This is a genomic window from Enterobacter sp. Li2LvB3, assembly GCF_056156645.1.
In genome coordinates this window covers 143,668-167,932 of the sequence record NZ_JBSICG010000009.1, presented here as the reverse complement: position 1 = coordinate 167,932, position 24,265 = coordinate 143,668, and the positions used below count along the sequence as shown (strand labels likewise).

Sequence of the window (24,265 nt, the reverse complement as noted above, 5' to 3'; positions counted from 1 at the left end):
TCCCTCTCCCCAAGGGAGAGGGAACTACTACTCCTCCACCATCCGCGCATACTCATCCGTCAGAAAATCCACCAGCGTCCTCACCGATGGCAATAGCCCGCGCCTTGACGGATACACCGCATGAATGACTTCCCGGCGTGGCTCCCATTCATCCAGCACACGAACCAGCGCCCCTGTTGCAAGCTGGTCTTTCACCATCAAAATAGGAAGCTGCACCACGCCCACACCAGCCATTGCCGCTTCCCGCAGGGCCAGCATATCGGTCGTGATAAAACGCGGGGCATAGTGAATCTCCGCTTTTGCCCCCTGCGGGCCGGTCAAATCCCATTTATGAACCTGCCTCCCTTCCCCCATACTCAACCCCGGCCATTGGCTCAGCTCTGAGGGCATAACCGGTTTCCCCATACGCTGAATCAAATCAGGCCCGGCCACCAGACAGTGCCCCCTGTCGGCAAGCACCCGTAAAACCAGGTCGCTGTCATCAAACGGACGCGGACGCACGCGGATTGCGATATCGATCCCCTCGCCCACCAGATCCACGCGACGATTGGTGGCTTCAAGCTGGAGGTTAATTCCCGGATATTTTGCCATAAAGCGCGCCAGCATCGGCCCCACGTGTACGTGCAGCAATGTCACCGGGCAGGTGATCCTGACAATACCGCGCGGCTCAGCCTGCAATGCAGCGACCGCCTCTTCCGCCGCCTCGGCTTCCACCAGCATCGCTTTACAGTGTTGATAAAAGGTCTGGCCCACTTCGGTAACGGTAAACTGGCGCGTGGTGCGCTGGATTAACCGCACCCCGAGCCGCTCTTCAAGCTGGGCGATGCGGCGGCTCAGTTTTGATTTTGGCTGATCGAGCGCCCGCCCGGCAGCCGCGAAACCGCCGTAGTCGACCACCTTCACAAACCACACGAAGTCATTGAGATCCTGCATAAAACCTCATCGTTCCATTTAAAGAACAGTGAATGTCATTTTCACTGCCTACCGGGATATTAAACCTGAATATAAGCTAATAAACATCAACAGAACATCAGGAGATAGCCATGAAAAATGTTACAGGCGTTTATACCGCACCGCGTCAGCACTGGGTTGGTGATGGGTTTCCGGTTCGTTCAATGTTCTCTTACCAGACTCACGGCGAGCCGCTCAGCCCATTCCTGCTGCTGGATTACGCTGGCCCGCATACCTTCCCGGCGGATGGCGAAAAACGTGGCGTGGGGGAACACCCTCATCGCGGGTTTGAAACGGTCACTATCGTTTATTCCGGCGAAGTAGAGCATCGCGATTCAACCGGTAAAGGCGGCGTAATTGGCCCCGGTGATGTGCAGTGGATGACTGCCGGCTCCGGCATTCTGCACGAGGAGTTCCACTCCAGTGGTTTTGCGCAGAAAGGGGGCGAGCTCAAGATGATGCAGCTGTGGGTCAACCTGCCCGCTAAAGACAAAATGGCGGCACCGGGGTATCAGAGCATCACCCGCGACACGATCCCAGTGGTGGCATTACCTGATAACGGCGGCGACCTGCGCGTTATCGCCGGGCGATACGGTGACGTCACTGGCCCTGCACATACGTTCTCACCACTGAATGTATGGGACATCACGCTGCGTCAGGGAAGCCACCTTACGCTCAATCTGCCCGAAGGCTGGAGCACCGCACTGGTTGTGCTTGAAGGCAACGTCACGGTAAACGGCACTGCGCAGGCGGGAGAAGCTCAGCTTGTCGTCCTGAGTCAGCAAGGAGAGAAGCTGCATCTGGAAGCTAGCCGTGATGCCAAAGTGCTGCTGATGGCCGGGGAACCGCTGAATGAGCCGATTGTGGGCTATGGCCCATTTGTGATGAACAGTAAAGCCGAAATCGCTGAAGCCATTAGCGATTTTAACTCAGGCCGCTTCGGCCAGATCTGATCGTAATAAAGGAGAAGAAAATGTCTACACCTGCGAATTTTAATGGAGCACGCCCGGTCATTGATGTGAACGATGCGGTCATGTTGCTTATTGATCATCAGAGCGGGCTATTCCAGACCGTTGGTGATATGCCGATGCCGGAACTGCGTGCCCGTGCGGCAGCGCTGGCAAAAATCGCGACCCTGGCGAAGATCCCGGTGATTACTACCGCGTCCGTTCCACAGGGGCCGAACGGCCCGCTGATCCCGGAGATCCACGCTAATGCGCCTCATGCGCAATATGTGGCACGTAAAGGCGAAATCAACGCCTGGGACAACCCGGAGTTTGTCGCTGCCGTTAAGGCGACCGGACGCAAGACACTGATCATTGCGGGCACCATCACCAGTGTTTGCATGGCGTTTCCGTCAATCAGCGCGGTGGCCGACGGCTATAAAGTGTTTGCGGTTATTGATGCGTCAGGCACCTACAGCAAAATGGCCCAGGAGATAACTCTGGCCCGTGTGGTACAGGCGGGTGTTGTGCCGATGGATACGGCGGCTGTCGCATCTGAAATTCAGCGCACATGGAACCGTGAAGATGCCGCCGAGTGGGCTGAGGTGTACACACACATCTTCCCTGCTTATCAGTTGCTGATTGAGAGTTACAGCAAAGCGCAGGACGTGGTGAAGCACAGCGAAGTGCTCGATTCACAGCGGTAATGACTCGCTCCACGGCATAAACACCGTGGAGCTGATTATTGCTTAACCGAACAAGCACTAAAGCAGAAAATCTGCTTGACCGTTTTAGCGCAACTCCCTATAGTAGCGCCCCGTTGCCCCCCAAGCGGTCAGGCAGCAATACAATATGGTGAGGTGTCCGAGTGGCTGAAGGAGCACGCCTGGAAAGTGTGTATACGGCAACGTATCGGGGGTTCGAATCCCCCCCTCACCGCCATATTTGAGATGAGAGCTCGTACGAAAGTACGGGCTTTTTTCTTTTATATTCTCCGAAAGGGGGGGATGAGAATCCCCGACCGGGGTTCGACAACTGGCGATAGCCAGTTGGACAGACTGAGAGCGCAGCGAACAGGCTGCCCGAAGGGTGAGCGAAGCGAGTCAATCCCCCCCGGTGCTATATGCGACCCGGTGCGGTCTGAGCCCCTCACCCTAACCCTCTCCCTAAGGGAGAGGGAATAAAAAAACACAAAAAACAAAGCCCGGTCTCCCGGGCCTTGAACACAACAGCTAACTCAGTAGTACGCGTTCAGCGTGCGCTGGCAAAGGGCCGACCGCACGCAGTCATCTTTGGTAAAGCGAACCACCCCAATCATCTCATCTTCCTCAAAACGTGACATCGCATCGCTCAGGCCAGATTTCACACCGGATGGCAGATCGCATTGGGTAATATCGCCGTTGACGATAACCGTCACATTTTCCCCGAGGCGTGTTAAGAACATCTTCATTTGCGCAGCAGTCACGTTCTGAGCCTCGTCAAGAATCACGACCGCATTTTCAAATGTACGTCCGCGCATATAGGCGAACGGCGCGATTTCCACCTTGCCAATCTCTGGTCGCAGGCAGTACTGCATAAAGGATGCACCCAGTCGTTTCACCAGCACGTCGTAGACGGGCCTGAAGTACGGGGCAAACTTTTCCGAAATGTCTCCGGGCAAGAAGCCGAGATCTTCATCAGCTTGCAGTACCGGACGGGTGACAATAATCCTGTCCACGTCCTTATGGATCAGAGCCTCCGCCGCTTTGGCTGCACTAATCCAGGTTTTCCCGCATCCGGCTTCACCGGTTGCAAAGATGAGCTGTTTACTCTCGATAGCATTCAGGTAGTGCGCCTGAGCTTCATTGCGCGCCACAATTGGAGAAGTATCACGGCTGTCCCGCGCCATGCCAATTGCTTCAACGCCACTCATCTGCACAAGCGAGGTGACCGATTCTTCTTCACGTTGTTTATGGCTACGTGAATCCCGTCTCAGCACACGTTTTGCTTCGCGACGAGCTTTGATCACTGCTTTTTGTCTTCCCATGGATAGCACCTTGAGTTGTTGGTATTCATCACACGCGCCAGTTTCAGCACGATTATGCGCACGAACATCAGAGGGTTGGCTTCCTTGTAAGCCATTGCTTGCTTTATCGGATGACGATACAGAACGGCTACGCGCACCATTTTGCACGTCGGTCGAAGGAGATTCTGGAGAAGATGAGGAGAATTTAGTGGTGAGGAAATCGCTGCCGGAGTCTGAGCCTCCGCGCCGGGTGCTGCGGTTGTTATGTTTACCATGTCCAGTATAGGACGCAACCATTCGCGATCTCCATAGTGATTCAGCATCACTGCCGGGAACTACCGCTGTCTTATATTAAGTACATCAAGGTTTATCATAAATGCAACATTTATTTTACTTTGATGCAACTTTAAGACTGTCCCTACAGGTGAAATCAGTCTCATACAGGAATATTACAGAAATATAACAGATGGATAGTCATATGAAAAAATAATGTCCCCGCGAACTATCGCAGGGACAATTATCAGGCTTCAATAAGCCCTTGAGCGAGATACGCGTTTTGGTCGCGCGGCCCAGGCAGGGCAAAGAAATAGCCGCCGCCGACAGGCTTAATGTACTCTTCCAGCGCTTCACCATTTAACCGCTTCTGCACGGTTAAGAAGCCCTTCTCCAGGTCATGCTGATAACAGACAAACAGCAGCCCCATATCCAGCTGACCAGAGTTGGTCACCCCCAGCGAATAGCTGTAACCACGGCGCATCATCAGGCTGGATTGCGTCTCTTTGGTACGCGGGTTCGCCAGGCGAATATGGCTGTCCAGCGCGATGGTGTCACCGTTCGGGTCGGCGCTGTAATCAGGCACATCGTGCTCGTTTTTCATGCCCAGCGGCGCACCGCTTTGCTTGTCGCGGCCAAAAATGGTCTGCTGCTCTTTGAGCGGCGTGCGATCCCAGAACTCCACGTGGAACTGAATAATACGCACCGCCTGATAGCTGCCGCCAACGGCCCACGCAGGCTCGCCCTGATCGGCCGTCACCCAGACCACATCTTTCATCAATGCAGCATTGCTGCTGTCCGGGTTGGCAGTGCCATCCTTAAAGCCAAGCAGGTTGACCGGTGTCTCCTTCCCTTTGCTGCGCGCAGCGTGGTCAGAGATAAATCCTTCCCGCTTCCAGCGCACACTCAGCAGATCCGGCGTGTGCTTGATGATATCGCGCAGGGCGTGGATCACCGTATCCTGCGTGTTCGCACAAATCTGAAGAAGCAGATCGCCGTGGCACAGCGCCGCATCAAGCGAATCATTCGGGAATCGCGTCATTTTTTGCAGCGATTTCGGTTTGTGCTTCGTCAGGCCATAGCGTTCATCGAACAGCGACTCACCCAGCGACACGGTAATGGTCAGGTTATCCGGGGCGATAAACGGCCCCAGAATACCGGAGTCCATCGGCGGAAGACGCGGGTTAGGCGTTTGCGGTGCCGGGCCGCCTGCGGTGAGAAACGCGATACGCGTTGTCAGCAGGCGAAACAGGCGCTCCAGGTCGGCTTTATCACTGGCCAGCGAATCAAACGCCACCAGCATCATGGAAGCCTGCTGCGGCGTCAGAATGCCCGACTGGTGCGCGCCATAGAAAGGCTGCGTTTCCATTCGGGCATTGGGGGATACCGTGCCGGGAGCACTTTGCGGTTTAGCCGCATGGGCCACCGGGCATCCACCTGCCAGGGCAAGTGCGCCACCCAGCGCCCCTACCCCTTTCAGTAAACGACGTCGCGAAGGTTCAGCTACGTCGAACTCGTCTTGCTTGTTCATCATGCTTAGTCCAGACCCAGTACGCCACGCAGCTGAGACAGATCTTCTGCCAGGGTCGTAATTGGGCCTTTCAGCGCATTACGGTCAGCATCGGTCAGTTTGTCGTAGGTTTCGAAGCCGTCTTTGGTGCGATATTTCGCCAGAATGGTGTCGACTTTCTTGAAGTTGGCATCCACTTTCGCCAGCAGCTCGCTGTTCTCTTTCTGCAACTGCGGACGCAGCAGAGAGACAATTTTCTGCGCGCCATCGACGTTGGCCTGGAAGTCCCACAGGTCAGTGTGGCTGTAACGGTCTTCTTCACCGCTGATTTTGCTCGCCGCCACTTCTTCAATCAGACCCGCTGCGCCGCCCACCACTTTAGATGGCGGGAAAGCCAGCTCGCTAATACGTTTTTGCAGCTCCAGCACGTCGGTGTTCAGTTGCTCAGCGTACTTCTCCATCCCTTTGGTGGAGTTATCGCCAAACAGCGCTTTTTCCAGACGGTGGAAACCGGTGAACTTAGGATCGGCGGCTTTCTGCTCGTAGTCATCTTCACGGGCATCAATGCTGCCATCCAGGTCAGAGAACAGTTCAGCAATAGGTTCAATACGCTCGTAGTGCTGACGGGTTGGCGCATACAGGGATTTCGCTTTTTCGAGATCGCCCGCTTTCACCGCATCGGTAAAGGCTTTGGTGCCTGCAACCAGGTCCGCCGTCTCTTTGGTGACATAGGCTTTATAGGCGGTAATCGCGTCGCCCAGGCTCAGCAGGGCTTCGCCTTTCGCAGCATCCGCCGTGGCTTCACCTTTAACAATCAGCTTGCCTTTCGGGTTGGTCAGCAGGCCACAGGTCATGTCGTATTCGCCAGGTTGCAGGTTAGCCGTCATTTTCTGGCTAAAGCCCGGGGCGATGTTTTCACGCTCTTCCACGACCATCACGCCTTTGAGGATTTCCCATTCCAGCGCTTTCTGGCTGTGGTTCTGAATAATAAACTGCGTTTTACCGCTGTTCACCGTGACGCTCATCGGCTCACACTGTTTGTCATTCACAGTGATTTTAACCTGCGGAATATCGGCTGCCTGCGCGGAGAATGCAGAAGCGAACAGCGCGGCAATGCCTGCGCGTAACGCACTACGACGGAACTGAATTGCCATGACTCTTCCCTTTTAAAAGTATGTTGTAACTACACCAAACCCATTACGGCGCGGTATGCGACGCCTGGGTGCGGGCACGCGGCGGCAGTGCGAACAGCACCAGCGCCGGAACCAGATAGATAAAGTACATCGCCACTTCGCTGACGCTCGGTGTCTCCTGATACCCGAAGATCCCTTCGAGCAGGGTTCCGGTCAGGGAGTGCGTAGAGAGCACATTGCTCAGGTCAAACGCGACATCCTGGAAGTGGTTCCACAGCCCCGCTTCGTGGAAGGCGCGGATTGCGCCCGCGGCCAGCCCTGCGGCAACCAGCAGAATAAACAGGCTCGTCCACTTGAAGAACACGCCCAGGTTCAGGCGAATACCGCCCCAGTACAGCAGGAAACCGAGCACCACCGCCGTTGCCAGCCCCAGCATTGCGCCAAGCGGCGGCCAGATCCCCACATCCTGCTGGAACGCAGCCAGCAGGAAAAAGACCGATTCCAGGCCTTCACGCGCAACGGCGAAAAAGACCATCATGATCAGCGCCCAGCCGTGGTTGTTGCTTTTTTGCAGGGCGTTATCGACCGCCTGCTCCAGCTGAACTTTCACGTTACGGGACACTTTGCGCATCCAGAACACCATCCAGGTCAGGATCACCACCGCAATAACGGCAACGATGCCTTCGAACAGCTCTTGCTCTTTCTGCGGGAACTCACCGGTGGTTTCGTTGATGAGGATGCCAAGCCCAAGGCAGAGCGCCGCGGCGAGGAAAACGCCAATCCACATCACGCCAATCCAGCGTCCGCGCTGGGTTCGCTTCAGGTAGCTTGCGATAAGGCTCACGATTAAGGCTGCTTCAAGGCCTTCACGTAACATAATGAGAAATGGAACAAACATGCCGACACCTTAATTGTTAATCGCAGTCAACTGATGCAAAGAAAGGTAAATTCTTGTGATAGTGATTATCATTACGGAGAAGAGAAACACAAGCGAAATGTGCTGTGTTTTGATGAAGAGATGTAAACCGCTCGCCTGTTAATAGTTTCCGTCGTTATCGTTGTGTTTATAACTTATAACGTAAATGCCCATTTACGGTTAAACACAGCTGTGGCTAAATATGTGACTCGAAAACCAACTGAAAACTAACCATGTATAATATTATCCACTTCCTGCTGGCGCTGGTGATTATTCTTGCGCTTGCCTGGCTGGTGAGTTTTGACCGCCGAAAAATTCGTATTCGCTTCGTTTTACAGCTTATTATTATTGAGATTGCCCTGGCATTCTTTTTCCTTCATGCCGAAAGCGGTCTTTTCCTGATTAAATATGTCTCTGGCTTCTTTGAATCGCTGCTTAAATTTGCCTCAGAAGGGACGAATTTCGTCTTTGGCGGAATGGGTGAAAAAGGGCTGGCGTTCATTTTCCTCGGCGTTCTTTGCCCGATTATTTTTATTTCGGCGCTGATTGGTATTCTCCAGCACTGGCGAATTCTGCCTGTGTTTATTCGCATTATCGGGACATTGCTGTCGAAAGTGAACGGGATGGGGAAACTGGAGTCCTTTAACGCCGTCAGTTCACTGATCCTCGGGCAGTCTGAAAACTTCATTGCTTACAAAGGGATCCTGGGCGACCTCTCCTCCCGCCGTCTGTTTACGATGGCCGCCACCGCGATGTCTACCGTGTCGTTATCGATTGTCGGCGCGTATATGACCATGCTGGATGCAAAATTTGTCGTCGCGGCGCTCATTCTCAATATGCTCAGCACCTTTATTATTCTCTCCGTCATCAACCCGGCGCGCCCGGAAGCGGAGCCGGATATCAAACTGGAAAAAATGCACGAATCCCAGAGCTTCTTTGAAATGCTGGGTGAGTATATTCTGGCCGGTTTTAAAGTGGCGATGATTATTCTGGCTATGCTGATTGGCTTTATCGCGCTTATTAGCGCGGTCAACGCCCTGTTCTCCAGCGTATTTGGTATGAGCTTCCAGCAGATCCTGGGTTATGTGTTTTATCCTCTGGCGTGGCTGATTGGTATTCCACTGAGTGATGCCTTAAATGCGGGCAGTATTATGGCCACGAAGCTGGTTGCCAATGAATTTGTGGCGATGATCGAGCTGCAAAAAATTGCGCACCAGATGACCCCGCGCGGTCTGGGTATCTTGTCCGTGTTCCTGGTCTCTTTCGCCAACTTTGCTTCTATCGGCATTGTTGCAGGCGCCATTAAGGGCCTGAATGAACAGCAGGGGAACACCGTGTCCCGCTTCGGGTTGCGTCTGGTGTACGGTGCGACACTGGTCAGTTTGCTGTCGGCGAGCTTTGCGGGATTAGTGTTGTAATTTTTGAGCCGTTTGTGCCCGGCGGCGCTTCGCTTGCACGGGCCTACGCAACAACAACGGCGGGTTTCCCCGCCGTTTTTCATTAAAACTGTACGCACACCGGCTGATCGACACGCATCACCGATTCCTGCGCAAAGCGTGACTTGTAGAGCCCACGTAACGCTTCGATATTCTGCTCACTCGCGGCATCCTTACCGTGGATCAGCATCAGCGCCTTGCTCTGCTCACGCGCCACTTTCCCGTCGTTACCCAGCCACTGCCCACGGGCATCAAATACCGTCAGGCCATCGCGAAAGCGCGGGGTTACGTCCTGGTCAACAAACTGCTGCCACTCCTGGCCGGTAATGTCTTTCCCTGCCGGGCGGCTCAGCCCGAAATAGAGCGTGGTTTGCTGCATCTGGTTATCCACTTTGCAGGTGGTGTCTGTGGTGTTGTGCGCCGGTGCATTACAGCCTGCCAGCATGAAAAGTGCCGCTACCATAAGCCCTGTTTTGATTGTCATACTTCGCTATCCTCATTGTTATAAGCACAGCGATATCAGCGTAAATTGCGGAATTTAGCAAGAAAAAAGCCGGGTGGCGCTTGCGCTTACCCGGCCTACAGGAGGGAGGTACTACTTATTCAGGCTGTAATTTTGATGGCGGTGCCGTGTGGTAATGCGCGTCCGCTTCTGCAAAGCGTTTTTGCATCGCCGCAGACGGTGCTTTGCCCAGCAGGCTGAACACCACGATCCCGACGCTGCCGAAGATAAAGCCAGGGATGATTTCGTACAGGCCCAGCCACGCGAACTGTTTCCAGACGATAACCGTCACCGCACCAATAATCATGCCAGCCAGCGCGCCGTTACGGGTCATGCGTGACCACAGTACCGAGAACAGCACTACCGGGCCAAACGCGGCACCAAAGCCCGCCCACGCATAGCTTACCAGGCCCAGAACACGGTTGCTCGGGTTGGCTGCCAGCGCAATGGCAATCAATGCCACCACCAGCACCATAAAGCGCCCTACCCACACCAGCTCTTTCTGGCTCGCATCTTTACGCAGGAACGCTTTGTACAGGTCTTCCGTAATGGCACTGGAGCACACCAGCAGCTGGCAGCTCAGGGTCGACATCACCGCCGCCAGAATCGCCGACAGCAGAATACCGGCAATCCACGGGTTAAACAGAATTTGCGCCAGCTCGATAAACACGCGCTCGGCGTTCTGGTTCACCGCACCCGCCTGCGCCGGGTTATTGTTGAAGTACGCGATACCGAAGAAGCCTACCGCACACGCCCCTGCCAGGCAGAGGATCATCCAGGTCATACTGATACGACGCGCATGAACAATGGTGTGGTGAGAATCAGCGGCCATAAAGCGCGCCAGAATATGCGGCTGACCGAAGTAGCCCAGGCCCCAACCCATCAGCGATACAATCGCGACAAAGTTCAGTCCTTTCAGCATATCGACGTTTTCGATGCTCTTTTGTTTAATAACTTCCAGGGAGTCCGCAAAGCCGCCGACGGTGAAAATCACAATCACTGGCGTCAGGATAAGCGCGAAGATCATCAGGCTCGCCTGTACGGTGTCAGTCCAGCTCACTGCCAGGAAACCGCCCACGAAGGTATACAGGATCGTCGCCGCCGCACCGGCCCACAGCGCCGTTTCATAGCTCATGCCGAAGGTGCTTTCGAACAGACGCGCACCGGCCACAATGCCGGAAGCACAATAGATGGTGAAGAACACCAGGATAACCAGAGCCGAGATAATACGCAGCACGCGGCTGTTATCTTCAAAGCGCCCGGAGAAGTAATCCGGCAGGGTCAGGGCATTGTTGTTCGCCTCGGTATGCACGCGCAGGCGGCCCGCCACCAGCTTCCAGTTAATCCATGCGCCCAGGGTCAGGCCAATCGCGATCCAGCTTTCTGAAATACCGGAGATGAAAATCGCACCCGGTAAGCCCATCAGCAGCCAGCCGCTCATGTCCGATGCGCCCGCAGAGAGTGCGGTTACCATCGGCCCTAAACTGCGCCCGCCCAGAATATAGTCGTCAAAGTTCTTCGTTGATCGCCAGGCCAAAAAACCTATCAGGATCATGCCAAAAATATAGATAAGAAATGTCACCAGCATCGGTGTGCTAATTGCCATTTAAAGACTCCAATAATTTGATCGACAACCTTCCCGGCTGTCTTTTATTACATCACCGGAACGGGGTGATGATGATGTGTATTTCTGTTGGCCGCGCGTATCCTGCCGGAAGCAGTGCTCGCACACAAACGATTTAACACTGCATTTACATCAAATTCATCCCTGGTTTTATACGTCTTTCGTATAGGTTGCACTCGCTCACGCTTTTACGGGTTGCACCTTTCAAAAGTGTTAAGTGCCGCATAAAAACAGGCTTTCGCACCATAAGCCAGCTATTTTTTCCAGCTAACCATCCATTAACAATCCATTCATTTCCAAGCTTGCAAACCGTGTCACATTTAACACGGTTGCACAAAGTTGCAACATGGTGGATATTTCACGCTATCAACAGAACACGAACACAGAACAACAGGAGTTTTGGCATGGGCATGACCACCATGGGGGTTAAGCTGGATGACGCAACCCGCGAACGGATTAAAACCGCAGCAACCCGCATTGACCGCACACCGCACTGGTTAATTAAGCAGGCAATTTTTAATTATCTGGAAAGACTGGAAAACGAAGACGAATTACCAGAGCTGCCAGCCCTGCTGAGCGGTGCGGCCAATGAAAGCGAAGAATCTGCCGCCGCCGAAGAGAACCACCAGCCGTTCCTCGAATTTGCCGAGCAGATCCTGCCGCAGTCCGTGAGCCGCGCTGCGATCACCGGCGCTTACCGCCGCGCCGAAACCGACGCCGTCCCTATGCTGCTGGAGCAGGCCCGCCTGCCGGAACCCATCGCCACTCAGGCGCACAAGCTGGCATATCAGCTTGCTGAAAAGCTGCGTAACCAGAAAACTGCCTCTGGCCGCGCCGGTATGGTACAGAGCCTGCTCCAGGAGTTTTCGCTCTCCTCACAGGAAGGCGTGGCGCTGATGTGCCTGGCGGAAGCGCTGCTGCGTATTCCGGATAAAGCCACCCGCGATGCGCTGATCCGCGACAAAATCAGCAACGGTAACTGGCAGTCACACATTGGCCGCAGCCCGTCGCTGTTCGTTAACGCCGCCACCTGGGGCCTGCTGTTTACCGGCAAGCTGGTGTCTACCCATAACGAAGCCAACCTCTCTCTTTCCCTGAACCGCATCATCGGCAAGAGCGGTGAACCGCTGATCCGCAAAGGTGTGGACATGGCGATGCGCCTGATGGGCGAACAGTTCGTAACCGGGGAAACCATTGCCGAAGCGCTGGCGAATGCCCGTAAGCTGGAAGACAAAGGTTTCCGCTACTCTTACGACATGCTGGGCGAAGCGGCCCTGACCGCCGCCGATGCACAGGCGTATATGGTGTCTTACCAGCAGGCGATCCACGCTATCGGTAAAGCCTCCAATGGCCGTGGAATTTACGAAGGCCCGGGCATCTCTATTAAGCTGTCTGCCCTGCACCCGCGCTACAGCCGCGCCCAGTACGACCGCGTGATGGACGAACTCTACCCGCGTCTGAAGTCCCTGACCCTGCTGGCGCGTCAGTATGACATTGGTATCAACATCGACGCCGAAGAAGCCGACCGCCTGGAGATCTCCCTCGATCTGCTGGAAAAACTGTGCTTCGAACCTGAACTGGCAGGCTGGAACGGCATTGGCTTTGTGATTCAGGCCTATCAGAAGCGCTGCCCGTTCGTCATTGATTACCTGATTGACCTCGCAACCCGCAGCCGTCGTCGCCTGATGATCCGTCTGGTGAAAGGTGCGTACTGGGACAGCGAAATCAAACGCGCACAGATGGATGGCCTGGAAGGGTATCCGGTCTATACCCGCAAGGTGTACACCGACGTGTCTTACCTCGCCTGCGCCAAAAAACTGCTTGGCGTGCCGAACCTGATTTACCCGCAGTTCGCCACCCACAACGCCCACACTCTGGCGGCTATCTACAGCCTGGCCGGGCAGAACTACTATCCGGGTCAGTACGAGTTCCAGTGCCTGCACGGCATGGGTGAACCGCTGTACGAGCAGGTCACCGGTAAAGTGGCGGATGGCAAACTGAACCGTCCGTGCCGTATTTATGCCCCGGTGGGCACACACGAAACCCTGCTGGCGTACCTGGTGCGTCGTCTGCTGGAAAACGGCGCGAACACCTCCTTCGTTAACCGTATTGCCGACACCACGCTGCCGCTGGATGAGCTGGTTGCCGATCCGGTGCAGGCGGTTGAGAAAATGGCCGCTCAGGAAGGTCAGCTGGGTCTGCCGCATCCGAAGATTGCCCTGCCGCGCGAGCTGTATGGCCAGGGCCGCGTGAACTCGTCAGGCCTGGACCTGGCGAACGAACACCGTCTGGCGTCGCTCTCTTCTGCACTGCTCAACAGCGCGCTGCATAAATGGCAGGCCAAACCTATTCTTGAGCAGCCGGTGGCTGATGGCGAAATGCAGCCCGTGGTTAACCCGGCAGAGCCGAAAGATGTGGTCGGTTACGTGCGTGAAGCCAGCGAGCAGGAAGTGTCCCAGGCTATCGACAGCGCCGTGAATAACGCGCCAATCTGGTTCGCCACTCCGCCGCAGGAGCGTGCCGCCATCCTTGAGCGTGCTGCCGTGCTGATGGAAGATCAGATGCAGCAGCTTATCGGTATTCTGGTGCGTGAAGCGGGTAAAACCTTCAGCAACGCCATTGCCGAAGTGCGCGAAGCGGTGGACTTCCTGCATTATTACGCCGGCCAGGTTCGCGATGATTTTGATAACGAAACGCACCGCCCGCTTGGCCCGGTGGTGTGTATCAGCCCGTGGAACTTCCCGCTGGCGATCTTCACCGGCCAGATTGCGGCCGCACTAGCCGCCGGTAATAGCGTGCTGGCTAAACCGGCGGAACAGACCCCGCTGATTGCAGCCCAGGGGATCAACATCCTGCTTGAAGCCGGTGTTCCGGCGGGCGTGGTGCAGTTGCTGCCTGGCCGTGGTGAAACGGTGGGTGCGCAACTGACCTCCGATAACCGCGTGCGCGGCGTGATGTTCACCGGCTCGACCGAAGTGGCGACGCTGCTGCAACGTAACATCGCCACGCGCCTGGATGCGCAGGGTCGCCCGACGCCGCTGGTTGCGGAAACCGGCGGGATGAACGCCATGATTGTTGATTCGTCCGCCCTGACCGAGCAGGTGGTGGTTGACGTGCTGGCCTCTGCTTTCGACAGCGCAGGTCAGCGTTGCTCTGCGCTGCGCGTGCTGTGTCTGCAGGATGACGTGGCAGACCACACGCTGAAAATGCTGCGTGGTGCCATGGCAGAATGCCGCATGGGTAACCCGGGTCGCCTGACCACGGATATTGGCCCGGTGATTGATGAAGAAGCCAAAGGCAACATCGAAAACCACATTCAGACGATGCGCGCCAAAGGCCGCCCGGTGTTCCAGGCCGTGCGTGAAAACAGTGAAGACGCGCGCGAGTGGCAGAACGGCACCTTCGTTCCGCCAACGCTGATTGAACTGGCAAGCTTCGATGAACTGAAAAAAGAGGTCTTTGGCCCGGTGCTGCACGTGGTGCGTTACAACCGTAACAACCTGGATCAGCTGATCGAGCAGATCAATGCCTCCGGCTATGGCCTGACGCTCGGTGTGCATACCCGTATCGACGAAACCATTGCCCAGGTAACCGGCAGCGCCAAAGTGGGCAACCTGTACGTGAACCGCAACATGGTGGGTGCCGTGGTCGGCGTGCAGCCGTTCGGCGGCGAAGGGTTATCCGGTACTGGTCCGAAAGCCGGTGGCCCGCTGTATCTGTATCGCCTGCTGGCTAACCGCCCGGAAAATGCACTGGGCGTGACGCTGGCGCGTCAGGATGCAGAACGCCCTGTGGATGCGCAGCTGAAAGCCGTGCTGACCCAGCCGCTGGAAGCACTGATTACCTGGGCGGAAAAACGTCCTGAACTGCGTGCTATTGCTCAGCAGTACGGCGAGCTGGCGCAGGCGGGTACGCAGCGTCTGCTGCCAGGGCCAACCGGCGAGCGCAACACCTGGACGCTGATGCCACGTGAGCGTGTGCTGTGCGTGGCGGATAACGAGCAGGATGCGCTGGTACAGCTGGCTGCCGCAGCGGCAACGGGTTGTGAAGTGTTGTGGCCGGAAGATACGCTACACCGCGACCTGGCGAAGCAGTTGCCGAAAGCGGTGTCTGGGCGTATCCACTTTGCGAAAGCCGATGAGCTGCTCAGCCAGGACTTCGAAGCGGTTATTTACCACGGTGATTCCGACCAGCTGCGCGAACTGTGCGAACAGGTAGCAGCGCGTAGTGGGCCGATTGTGTCGGTGCAGGGCTTTGCCCGTGGCGAAACCAACCTGCTGCTGGAGCGCCTGTACGTTGAGCGTTCGCTCAGCGTCAATACCGCGGCTGCAGGGGGTAACGCCAGCCTGATGACCATCGGTTAATCGTGTAAAATCCCCCGGTGGCGCTAAGCTTACCGGGGCGACATCTGTCACCACAGGCCGGATAAGCGCAGCGCATCCGGCTTTTTTACAGGGAGCAAATGATGAAACGATTACTGATTGCCGCAGGCGCGTTACTGCTGAGCACCAGCGCACTGGCGGATGAGTGCGGCAACGCCAGCACGCAGCTTGAGCTGAACACCTGCACGGGATCGCAATACCAGGCGGCAGACAAGAAGCTCAACCAGACTTACCAGGCCGCCATGAAACGTGCGGCAGCGCCACAGCGCGATCTGTTAAAGAAGGCACAGCTGGCGTGGATCACCCTGCGTGATGCGGATTGTACTTTTGTCGGGTCGGGTACAGAGGGCGGCAGCGTGCAGCCCATGATCATCAACCAGTGTATGACGGAGAAAACCGTCGAGCGCGAAGCGTATCTTGCTTCCATGATGCAGTGTGAAGAAGGCGATTTGAGCTGCCCTCTTCCCCCGGCCCTCTCCCAATAGGGGTGAGGGATCCCCACAAAAATACGAGCACAGACAACTCCCTCTCCCCCTGGGAGAGGGCTGGGGTGAGGGGAATTAGCGTACGCGGATCCCTTCGATAATCATCCGCTGCACGTTTTCCAGCGTGTTCTGGAAGAAGGTTTCATCCTGAAGTGTTTTGCCGGTCACCGCTTCGACCTGGGCCGAAAAGTCAGCATAGTGCTGAGTGGAGGCCCAAATCATAAAGATAAGATGATGCGGCTCTACCGGTGCCAGTTTACCGCTGGCGACCCACCCGGCAATGATCGCCGATTTATCGTCCACCAGCTGTTTTAAATCCCCGGTTAGCTCGGTTTTCAGCAACGGTGCGCCCTGCAACATCTCAAGGCAGAACAGGCGTGACGCCTGCGGGTAGTCGCGGGATACCTCAAGCTTGAGGCGGATGTACTCTTTAATCGCCACCAGCGGGGTGAACTCTTCGCGAAACGCCTTGAGCGGTGCCAGCCAGATATCGAGGATCTGTTGCAGCACCGCAACGTAGAGCACCTCTTTTGACGGGTAGTAGTACAGCAGATTGGTTTTTGACACCCCTGCCCGCTCTGCCACCTGCTCCAGCCGCGTGCCGTGGATACCAAACTGCGAAAACGTATCCAGCGCCGCGCCCAGAATGGCCTGCTTTTTCGCACTCACCGCCTGCGAACGTTTACCTGGTGTTTTCACTGCACCTTGTGTCATCTGCGCTCTCCTTATTGGTTTGCCATAGCATAGCAAATGCGGTGGGTTGTCTCGACATTTTGGGTGTAGGCCACGGGGGTTGAGCTAATGCAAAGAAGGGAAAGAGTTGTGTGTGGCCGGGAGCGAATTTATAGGTGGCGCTACGGTCTTTTAGACCAGTTGCTTCGTGCCAAGAGCAGGCTATTCGCATTATGAATAAGTCGTAATATGCTCGGATGGCGCTATAGCTGTGGTTTCTATATGGCGCTTAGGGTAACCACTATATTTGTGTGTATGAGCATCCTACGAATTTAGTTTTTAGGTGACGGATTTAATTCTTTTGCAACCGATTGGACAATGATCTCAATAGCTTTACTACCCAGTGCGGTTATACGCCAGGTCAGTGTTGGCAGGTCATGTATATTATCGGGTTTAGATAGTGCCCAGAGTTCATCGGCATTGCTGTCACCTGGCTTTGTTATTCCTGGGTGATTAGATTTAAATTTTTCAATAACATCATATGTTTTATCTGCTGTATCTTTCCAATCACCAGTTAACTCTATTAACCCTTTATGCTCGAGTTTAATAAAGGCATCAATCGTCACTTTTGTTGGGAAAATCACACCCGTGGTTAACTTCGTTTCATAATTAGCAGTAGTAATGATAAGCCCACCATAGCCTGACTGTGTTTGAAGCAATAAATTTTTAATTTCGGCTGTGGATAAATTTGGAATTGCACCGGATAGATAACCTGAGCCCAATCTTTCCGCTTCCATTTGAATTGTTGACTTTAGAGATATCCCCATTATTCCAATTTCTGTTGCAGAATTCACTTTGGCAGGAATGGCATTAAGAGCATCTCTAAGTGGAAAGTAAAACAATATCAAAAAAAATAAAACCAAATGCTGGCCAACCACCAAGTAATACCTTTAATACATCAATGGCCAAAAATGGTTTAGACGGCTTTGAATCTGATGGTGTTGCTAACGACAATTCGATTGCCGAAAGCCTCTTACTAACGTCATTAAGCAACAAAGTAATGCTAACTTCCTCACTGACAGACATTATTTTATGCTGGAATTCATTGTGGACACCGTCCTCTTTCCCAGCAGTCAATGTTTCATTTGTCAAGCTAGCCCCCTATTCGGCGATTTGATATTGAGCAATTGTTAAGCCAAGTTGAACAGAACAACCACCCTTTGTAAAAAATTTTAAAACTGGCCTCAACATTCTTATTTTAGTTCAGCCAAACTTTGTTGCATGTGTAAATTCAAAATTAAAAAACCATTTACTTTCAAAGCTAATTATTCCCTACGAAGTTACCACCTGTTCCTCGCTTACAGCAGACCTTCAGATCAGCTGAATTGTCCGCTTCATGTTGTAAGTTCAACCGATGGATGCAACACACTTATTGAGTCGTTCTGCGGGTGACTCATAGTTCAGTGTTTTTCTCAGCCTTTCGTTGAGCTGTCTGGCAAAACTGTTTAGTCTTTGCTGGCAGTGAACCGATAAGTCAGTTCCTTTTGGAAAATACTGCCTGAGCAATCTGTTCGTTTTTTCATTTGAGCCGCGTTGCTAGGGGGATTGAGGGTCGCAGAAGTAAATCTGAATGTCTGTCACTACAGTTAATCGAGTGTGGCTTGTCATTTCAACGCAACGATCCCATGTTATTGTTTTAACAAGCTCGGTAGGCAATTCTCGTGCTTGTTTGGTGAGCGCTGAAATAACCGTTATGGTCTTGTTGTCACGGGTTGTGGCCAGCATAACAAAGCGGGAATGGTGCTCTACCAGAGTGACAATATCGTAGTTTTTTGAGCCCTGGTTCAGGTCACCTTCACAGTGACCCGGAATGCCTCTGTCTGCGGCTTCAGTTGGTCTTTCGCTGACAGATATTGCATCCTGGATCGACCCTTTCCCTTTCCCTTTCCCTTTCCCTTTCCCTTTCCCTTTCCCTTTCCCTTTCCCTTTCCCTTTCCCTTTCCCTTTCCCTTTCCCTTTCCCTTTAAGCGATGATGCTCTGGATCTACGCGCGACTCTTCCGCTTCTGAGGCATTACTGCAATTCTATTTTTAATGCACCTCGGGTTTGTGTAAAAACGTTTTATATGTCGTTTCGTGTGACACATGCATTTCCTGATTATCCGGACAGTATTTCAGCCAACCGGCGATTTTTTCCTGCGACCAGTCCTGATGCATCTTCTCTGCGATGATTTGACACAGTGTGGAGCTTTTCAATCAGCTTTCAAGGTGTTGGTCCCAGAGCATTGTCCCATGCTGCAGTATCCGCTTTTGATGCACGGTATTGTTTTCACCACCGTGCCTCTCGATCTCGCGGCTAATCGTTGAGCGTTCTCTCGGTAGTTTGTTTGCGATCGCTCTAATGCTGATTTTTGCTACCAGCGCTCTGGATATTTCCTCTCCTCCATCAAGTGAAAGAGCTAACGGATACCGCTTCGTACAGGGGGACGATATCCACCAATCTGGTGGATAGTGGGCATAATAGAAGAATGATATCTGTCGAACATTCAGGCGATATCATGCAGGGACTCACCTTGCTTCTACCTGTCCCAGATAGTTGCTTCTGCTCTGGCGTATAGTAAATCCGAGCTCTTCGTTTCATGGCAACGTCCCGCTTGATTAAGGATAGTATTGCATTCATCGGTTGCACTCACAGCCAGAAGCGGACATTGGAGCTCTGCACATCAGCGACGTTTTTAGGCTGGTCTCCACAGATGAAGAATAGCTGGTTCTGAAAGTAGCACTTCTTATGCAGTAAATATGTCAATTGACATCACGCTAGCAGTGAACCTGACCCAATATCATGCACCATTCAAACCTGACGACGATACGAATTTAGTTTAAAGTCGCAAGAATGAGTTGGCGCTTATAGACTACCCCCTTAATTTTATAGTAAATTCATTAAACATATAGATGTGGTTTATCAGTATAGATATTTGATAAACTAATTAGTAGGAAGCTTAGATACCTAAGGGTCATAACAGTGAGATATGAAGATTTTTTATTTTCAGCGAGAAGACATAAGTACACTTGTGAAATAATAAGTAAGCAAATGGAAACATGTCCAGAAAACAGCCAGCAACGCATCAGGTTATTATCTAACTTTTACTATTTGTCTGGGTATATATTAGAGTGTTCTTTAAAATATTTGATTTTAGAATTCTATGGACACCCATCTGCCGAGGAAGTGAATCATGCAAGTTGTGAAGCATTAGGATTTGATAAAAAAAATAAGTTTTTGATTCATGATTTACTTGAATTGCAAAACAAGCTTGAAGTTAAATTCACAGATTTCACTTCAAGAAGTGACGATGAATTAATTAACAATTTGATAGATGGTTGGGGTCCCAATTACAGATATGAAAATGTACAAAGATCACAGCATGATGTTACCTTGTTTTTTAATCATGCAGTTAATTTCGCTTCTAAAATTTAAGGATGAAAAATGTTAAAATCAATAGAGTTCATTGAAAAACTAGACAAAGAATTAAAAATCAAAAAAAACAGAGGTGAAATAAATAATTTCTTTATCGAAATGAGAGTGAATGGGTTAATAAATGTTTATATTGTAAGCAATGAAATTAATGAGTTAAAAATGCTTAACTTAAGCTCGTTTGACATTGATTACTTTATTGATAAAAAAATTAAATTCCATTATTTATCTGTAGAAGATTCTAAAGATGAACTTTTTATATCGAAGTTTGAAGGAGGGTCCTATTTTTTAGGTTTGCGTAGATCATTGAACTCATTACTGGATTTAAATCAAGAAGAAAAGCCGTTAAGCAAGAAAAATTTAATTACCTTTTATAGTTATAAAGGTGGTGTCGGGAGAACAACTTCTTTAGCGCTGACAGCTTCCTATTTAGCTAAACAGGGAAAAAATGTATTTGTAGTGGATTGTGATTTTGAAGCTCCTGGTTTGTTGAATTTCTTCAATAGTTCTCAAAGTGACAATAACAGAAGCGGGCTTATTGAGTATTTAAACGATCGGGCTTTTTCCTCTAAAACAGAACTTAAGGATTATGTTTTTGGCATAGAAAGCACATATTCCGGCGAGGGCTCAATTAACTTGATGTCTGCAGGTAACATTCTTTTTGATTTTAAAAATGTAGTCAGCTACTTGGAAGGTATTGCAAAGGTCGATCTTCAAGGTGATGCATTACAATTAATCCTCTCTGAGTTAATAGATGACATTAACAATAATTACTCACCGGATGTCATCTTAGTCGATTCAAGAACTGGATTTAATAACGTATTTGGTGCGTTAGCAAGCATTTCTACCCACATAGTATTTTTAGGTGGGGATGATATCCAAAACCAGCCAGGCGTTGAATATACCGCCAACATTATTAATAAAAACAAAATAAGCTCAAGCATTATTTTATCAATAATTAGCAGTAATTTTAGTAAGCGTTTCGATAATTTTAATAAATATATTTCAAGCTTATTCGAACAGGAAGACAAGCCCGATACCTTTTACTTCAATAGGCTTGATGTCTTAGAAAAAGTAGGGACTGAAAGTGAAGATCCAAGCGATTTGAATGATTTCCTGAACGGTGATATTGGACCTGCTCAATATCATAGATTTTTCAGAACCATTCTTGATGTGGTATGTTCATTTAGTAATAACATTGAAAGTGATTATAATACCGCTGATAGCTATGAGATACATTCATCTATAGTTTCACAAACGGAAACTGAAGTTCAACCTGTGACCGAACTTGAGGCTGAGAGTAAGACTGAAATATACACTCATGTAAATTCTTCACCTTCTCATGTTCCAGGTGATGTTTTTAATTTGCAAGACTCAATTTTAGAAAAAGTCAACAGCAAGTTGCCTGATTTATACGCAGAAAATATTGCTTACACTCCAGAGTATATGGAAAGAGATTTTTATCTACGTCCATGTATGGAAGATTTTCTTATCCCGGAAAAGAACATTCTCTTGGGAGATAAAGGTACTGGGAAAACAGCTTTCTATAAAGCTCTACAAATTGAGAGTTTTTTTGAAAATCTGATTATTAAATCTCAGAAAAAACATTTAAACTATAGTGTCATCAATATCACAAACTTTGATAAGGATAACTTCGAATTTTTGTTTAATCCGGATGAATTAAAGAATGAGATTTTCGTTAAAAAATTCTGGCTGTTCTTTATTTGGAACTCTCTCTTCACCAGAGGTGGTTTCGAAACTGAAAATAAGAATCTATTAGTTTCATTAATAAAACCAACGGCTATCGGCAAGATCTTGGAAATCATAAAAAATGATTCAAATATAGAATTAATTGAGAAGGATTTAAATCAAGCAAATGTTATCCTTAGAAAGGATGATAGGCGTCTAGTGATTACTTTCGATCAGTTAGATAATATAGTGAAGCCAGCGATTTGGGATTTTGTTATCTCTCCACTGGTAAAGTTAGCCGTGAGATTCCCTTATTCTAATATTCATCCTAAGTTGTTTTTAAGACGTGACTTATATGATCGTTTAGGTAACCTAACAAACAAAAACGCATTTTCCAACAAGACTATTAATTTAGAGTGGTCTCAAGATGAGATATTTTCTTTCTTTTTGAAAATTGTTTTTAACTATGCTCATGATGAGTTTTTAGAATTCTTAGGTGAAAACAGAATTAGCCCTTATCTCTTAGAGTCAATAAATAAAAAATTATTAGTCAAATCTAAGGTGCATAATCAATTGCCTTTGGATAGTGGGATAATAGAGCCGATTATCAATTCTTTCTTTGGCTATCCAAGGCCTAAAAATAATAGAACAATGAGCACTGCCTATATTGACTTATACAGAAACATACAAAGTGCCGATAAAACAGTAAACTTGAGGCCGTTTATAGATTTACTTATAAATGCTATAAATGAGCAAAAAGAGCAAGATCCAAATAAAGGGTTTAGAAAGGACGCGATCATAGGGTTAGCTTATTGTACAAGCAAGATTGTTCGCAAAAATGCTGTAGTGAAATATCTCGAAGACCTTTGGAATGAACAAGGAAATGAGTTTATTAAATACTTCTGTGCGGACTTTTCACAAAACAAAATCAATCCAAAGTTTAAGAGAAATTGGCTTGATGAATCTTCATTTGATAAGTTGATTCTGGAAATAAAAGAGAATAACAAAGAAGAAGAAAGTATAAGTGGCAGCACTGTAGATCAATTGAAACAAGTTCTTATTGCCACTAAAATAATAACAACTTACATGGTAGGTAATAAAAATAGATATAGCATTGCATATTTATATACAAACTACCTTGGGGTTTAATTATTAAAGCCCTCTAAAACTTTTGTGGCTGTGTGCATTTACAAAGGGGCTACTTAGTCCCTTTTAATAATTATATAGACTGTACTTCTTCTTATTTTCAGGTTATCACATTGTTTATTTTACAGTGTGTTTATATTTTACAAACTAAGCTCGAAACAGAATTTTAGCCAGTCTTTATTATTACTTATAAAATGAAATACACCAGATATAGCCCATGAAAACGGTCAAGTTTTAAACGCTGAAACTTTTCCTGCGCCAATTCAAATTAAAGTAATAAATCTAGCTCACTTTTGTCAGCCAAAAAAAATATTTCCGTTTCTCTCTCGCTGCGGACCTTCACATCAAACCAGCCTACCGTAATCCCCCACTCACATCCCCCTCAGCAATACCCCTCTCCTAACAATAAAAACACCATTTCCATCCCCGACTCCTGTCCTCCCCCATCCTTTTCCTCGACCCTCCTCGCATTTTCACCATTTCCCCGACATTTTTACCCCTGTGTTTTTATCCATAGGAGTATAATCAGCGTAGTGAAGCCACCCAACACAAACAGTGAGTTTTATAGAGAAAAGTAGATAAACAAGATCGCGGTATAAAGATGGTGGAACACCTTTATACCGCTAACCACAAACAACTATTAGGGAGTTGAATATGGCTGCGAAGAATTTTATGCCAGAGCGGGCTGTTGCCCAAACGGAAAATGCAGTATTTGAAAATGGTGAAGAAATTCGCGAGCAGGTACGCAAAAAGAACCCGCGGGACTTGCACGGGGAGCCGACCCATTCCGGGCGTGTTCATGCGCGGGATGAGGCGGGTGGATCATGCGGTGAGCTGTATACGCGCATGGAGCATAACTATCTGCCGCTGTCCGGTGACTGGTTGTCCCGCGCCGGGTTTGCGTATGGCCGCGCGGTTAAAATCCGCGTGATGCCGGATTGCATTGTGATCACCCCGCAGAATAGCCGCGAGTTGTGGGGCTGTTTAGAAGGGTTAAGCGCAGTGCATACCAATAAACAGAAGGTGAAAGCGTGGCTGTCGACGTTCCCGGGGGCGCTGAATGATACGGGCGATCTGCCGGAGCCGAAACGCATGAACGGGGCTGTGAAGCCACAATAAACGCTAA

18 protein-coding genes, 1 tRNA gene and 1 pseudogene are annotated in these 24,265 nt (G+C 50.5%); 9 read left to right on the top strand and 11 right to left on the bottom strand.

Going from position 1 to position 24,265, the window contains the following annotated elements; all coding sequences use genetic code 11:
* Positions 1-27 precede the first annotated feature (27 nt).
* Positions 28-933: a LysR family transcriptional regulator gene (locus ACS603_RS09880; protein ID WP_474944168.1), complete on the bottom strand. Its 906-nt coding sequence runs from the start codon at positions 931-933 to the stop codon at positions 28-30.
* Positions 934-1,043: 110 nt separating this feature from the next.
* On the opposite strand from ACS603_RS09880, the gene ACS603_RS09875 reads away from it, so the two are divergent.
* The 3 genes from ACS603_RS09875 (at position 1,044) to ACS603_RS09865 (ending at position 2,837) form a co-directional block, all read left to right on the top strand.
* A complete protein-coding gene (locus tag ACS603_RS09875; protein WP_182060415.1) occupies positions 1,044-1,904 on the top strand; it encodes a pirin family protein in 861 nt (286 codons plus the stop codon).
* A gap of 20 nt (positions 1,905-1,924) precedes the next feature.
* Positions 1,925-2,602 (top strand): isochorismatase family protein, encoded by a 678-nt coding sequence (locus tag ACS603_RS09870; protein WP_014069728.1) that lies wholly within the window; start codon positions 1,925-1,927, stop codon positions 2,600-2,602.
* A gap of 147 nt (positions 2,603-2,749) precedes the next feature.
* Positions 2,750-2,837, top strand: a tRNA-Ser gene (locus ACS603_RS09865).
* Between the two features lie 295 nt (positions 2,838-3,132).
* On the opposite strand, the gene phoH is transcribed toward ACS603_RS09865, so the two are convergent.
* The 4 genes from phoH to efeU form a co-directional block, all read right to left on the bottom strand.
* Positions 3,133-3,921, bottom strand: coding sequence for a phosphate starvation-inducible protein PhoH (gene phoH / locus ACS603_RS09860; RefSeq protein ID WP_182063551.1), 789 nt, complete (start codon positions 3,919-3,921; stop codon positions 3,133-3,135).
* A gap of 499 nt (positions 3,922-4,420) precedes the next feature.
* Positions 4,421-5,704, bottom strand: a complete 1,284-nt coding sequence (gene efeB / locus ACS603_RS09855; protein WP_474944171.1) for an iron uptake transporter deferrochelatase/peroxidase subunit — start codon at positions 5,702-5,704, stop codon at positions 4,421-4,423.
* Positions 5,705-5,709: 5 nt separating this feature from the next.
* Positions 5,710-6,837, bottom strand: a complete 1,128-nt coding sequence (gene efeO / locus ACS603_RS09850; protein ID WP_182060414.1) for an iron uptake system protein EfeO — start codon at positions 6,835-6,837, stop codon at positions 5,710-5,712.
* 43 nt (positions 6,838-6,880) lie between these two features.
* Entirely contained in the window at positions 6,881-7,714 is an 834-nt protein-coding gene (gene efeU / locus ACS603_RS09845; RefSeq protein WP_182060413.1) for an iron uptake transporter permease EfeU, read from the bottom strand.
* Positions 7,715-7,965: 251 nt separating this feature from the next.
* Here efeU and ACS603_RS09840 point away from each other — a divergent pair, with 251 nt between their 5' ends.
* A complete protein-coding gene (locus ACS603_RS09840; protein ID WP_182060412.1) occupies positions 7,966-9,150 on the top strand; it encodes a NupC/NupG family nucleoside CNT transporter in 1,185 nt (394 codons plus the stop codon).
* 82 nt (positions 9,151-9,232) lie between these two features.
* Here the strand turns inward: ACS603_RS09840 and ACS603_RS09835 are convergent, their stop codons facing one another.
* Positions 9,233-9,652 carry a DUF3574 domain-containing protein gene (locus ACS603_RS09835; RefSeq protein WP_315688298.1) on the bottom strand — a complete coding sequence of 140 codons (420 nt, stop codon included), beginning with the start codon at positions 9,650-9,652 and terminating at the stop codon, positions 9,233-9,235.
* 115 nt (positions 9,653-9,767) lie between these two features.
* Complete coding sequence (gene putP, locus ACS603_RS09830; protein WP_182060410.1) at positions 9,768-11,276, bottom strand: sodium/proline symporter PutP; 1,509 nt, start codon at positions 11,274-11,276, stop codon at positions 9,768-9,770.
* Positions 11,277-11,698: 422 nt separating this feature from the next.
* Here putP and putA point away from each other — a divergent pair, with 422 nt between their 5' ends.
* Positions 11,699-15,658 (top strand): trifunctional transcriptional regulator/proline dehydrogenase/L-glutamate gamma-semialdehyde dehydrogenase, encoded by a 3,960-nt coding sequence (putA, locus tag ACS603_RS09825; protein WP_474944167.1) that lies wholly within the window; start codon positions 11,699-11,701, stop codon positions 15,656-15,658.
* A 101-nt stretch (positions 15,659-15,759) separates the two neighbouring features.
* Positions 15,760-16,161 carry a lysozyme inhibitor LprI family protein gene (locus tag ACS603_RS09820; protein WP_474944170.1) on the top strand — a complete coding sequence of 134 codons (402 nt, stop codon included), beginning with the start codon at positions 15,760-15,762 and terminating at the stop codon, positions 16,159-16,161.
* Positions 16,162-16,236: 75 nt separating this feature from the next.
* On the opposite strand, the gene rutR is transcribed toward ACS603_RS09820, so the two are convergent.
* The 4 genes and pseudogenes from rutR to ACS603_RS09800 all read right to left on the bottom strand — a co-directional run bounded on the left by rutR (position 16,237) and on the right by ACS603_RS09800 (position 19,473).
* Positions 16,237-16,875, bottom strand: coding sequence for an HTH-type transcriptional regulator RutR (gene rutR, locus ACS603_RS09815; protein ID WP_014069718.1), 639 nt, complete (start codon positions 16,873-16,875; stop codon positions 16,237-16,239).
* A gap of 290 nt (positions 16,876-17,165) precedes the next feature.
* Entirely contained in the window at positions 17,166-17,771 is a 606-nt protein-coding gene (locus ACS603_RS09810) for a hypothetical protein (RefSeq protein WP_474944166.1), read from the bottom strand.
* Positions 17,716-17,985 (bottom strand): hypothetical protein, encoded by a 270-nt coding sequence (locus tag ACS603_RS09805; RefSeq protein WP_474944165.1) that lies wholly within the window; start codon positions 17,983-17,985, stop codon positions 17,716-17,718. Before ACS603_RS09805 ends, ACS603_RS09810 begins: the two co-directional genes overlap by 56 nt.
* 255 nt (positions 17,986-18,240) lie before the next feature.
* Positions 18,241-19,473, bottom strand: a pseudogene (locus ACS603_RS09800) (IS30 family transposase).
* Between the two features lie 381 nt (positions 19,474-19,854).
* Here ACS603_RS09800 and ACS603_RS09795 point away from each other — a divergent pair.
* The 3 genes from ACS603_RS09795 to ACS603_RS09785 all read left to right on the top strand — a co-directional run bounded on the left by ACS603_RS09795 (position 19,855) and on the right by ACS603_RS09785 (position 24,258).
* Positions 19,855-20,307 (top strand): hypothetical protein, encoded by a 453-nt coding sequence (locus ACS603_RS09795; protein ID WP_474944164.1) that lies wholly within the window; start codon positions 19,855-19,857, stop codon positions 20,305-20,307.
* Positions 20,308-20,316: 9 nt separating this feature from the next.
* A complete protein-coding gene (locus tag ACS603_RS09790) occupies positions 20,317-23,142 on the top strand; it encodes a KGGVGR-motif variant AAA ATPase (protein WP_474944163.1) in 2,826 nt (941 codons plus the stop codon).
* A gap of 651 nt (positions 23,143-23,793) precedes the next feature.
* Positions 23,794-24,258, top strand: coding sequence for a SymE family type I addiction module toxin (locus ACS603_RS09785; RefSeq protein ID WP_474944162.1), 465 nt, complete (start codon positions 23,794-23,796; stop codon positions 24,256-24,258).
* Positions 24,259-24,265 lie beyond the last annotated feature (7 nt).

Excerpts from the sequence above, each read along its gene's own strand:
- ACS603_RS09880 (WP_474944168.1), bottom strand. The coding sequence starts at position 933 with ATGCAGGATCTCAATGACTTCGTGTGGTTTGTGAAGGTGGTCGACTAC.
- ACS603_RS09875 (WP_182060415.1), top strand. The coding sequence starts at position 1,044 with ATGAAAAATGTTACAGGCGTTTATACCGCACCGCGTCAGCACTGGGTT.
- ACS603_RS09870 (WP_014069728.1), top strand. The coding sequence starts at position 1,925 with ATGTCTACACCTGCGAATTTTAATGGAGCACGCCCGGTCATTGATGTG.
- phoH (WP_182063551.1), bottom strand. The coding sequence starts at position 3,921 with ATGGGAAGACAAAAAGCAGTGATCAAAGCTCGTCGCGAAGCAAAACGT.
- efeB (WP_474944171.1), bottom strand. The coding sequence starts at position 5,704 with ATGAACAAGCAAGACGAGTTCGACGTAGCTGAACCTTCGCGACGTCGT.
- efeO (WP_182060414.1), bottom strand. The coding sequence starts at position 6,837 with ATGGCAATTCAGTTCCGTCGTAGTGCGTTACGCGCAGGCATTGCCGCG.
- efeU (WP_182060413.1), bottom strand. The coding sequence starts at position 7,714 with ATGTTTGTTCCATTTCTCATTATGTTACGTGAAGGCCTTGAAGCAGCC.
- ACS603_RS09840 (WP_182060412.1), top strand. The coding sequence starts at position 7,966 with ATGTATAATATTATCCACTTCCTGCTGGCGCTGGTGATTATTCTTGCG.
- ACS603_RS09835 (WP_315688298.1), bottom strand. The coding sequence starts at position 9,652 with ATGACAATCAAAACAGGGCTTATGGTAGCGGCACTTTTCATGCTGGCA.
- putP (WP_182060410.1), bottom strand. The coding sequence starts at position 11,276 with ATGGCAATTAGCACACCGATGCTGGTGACATTTCTTATCTATATTTTT.
- putA (WP_474944167.1), top strand. The coding sequence starts at position 11,699 with ATGGGCATGACCACCATGGGGGTTAAGCTGGATGACGCAACCCGCGAA.
- ACS603_RS09820 (WP_474944170.1), top strand. The coding sequence starts at position 15,760 with ATGAAACGATTACTGATTGCCGCAGGCGCGTTACTGCTGAGCACCAGC.
- rutR (WP_014069718.1), bottom strand. The coding sequence starts at position 16,875 with ATGACACAAGGTGCAGTGAAAACACCAGGTAAACGTTCGCAGGCGGTG.
- ACS603_RS09790 (WP_474944163.1), top strand. The coding sequence starts at position 20,317 with ATGTTAAAATCAATAGAGTTCATTGAAAAACTAGACAAAGAATTAAAA.
- ACS603_RS09785 (WP_474944162.1), top strand. The coding sequence starts at position 23,794 with ATGGCTGCGAAGAATTTTATGCCAGAGCGGGCTGTTGCCCAAACGGAA.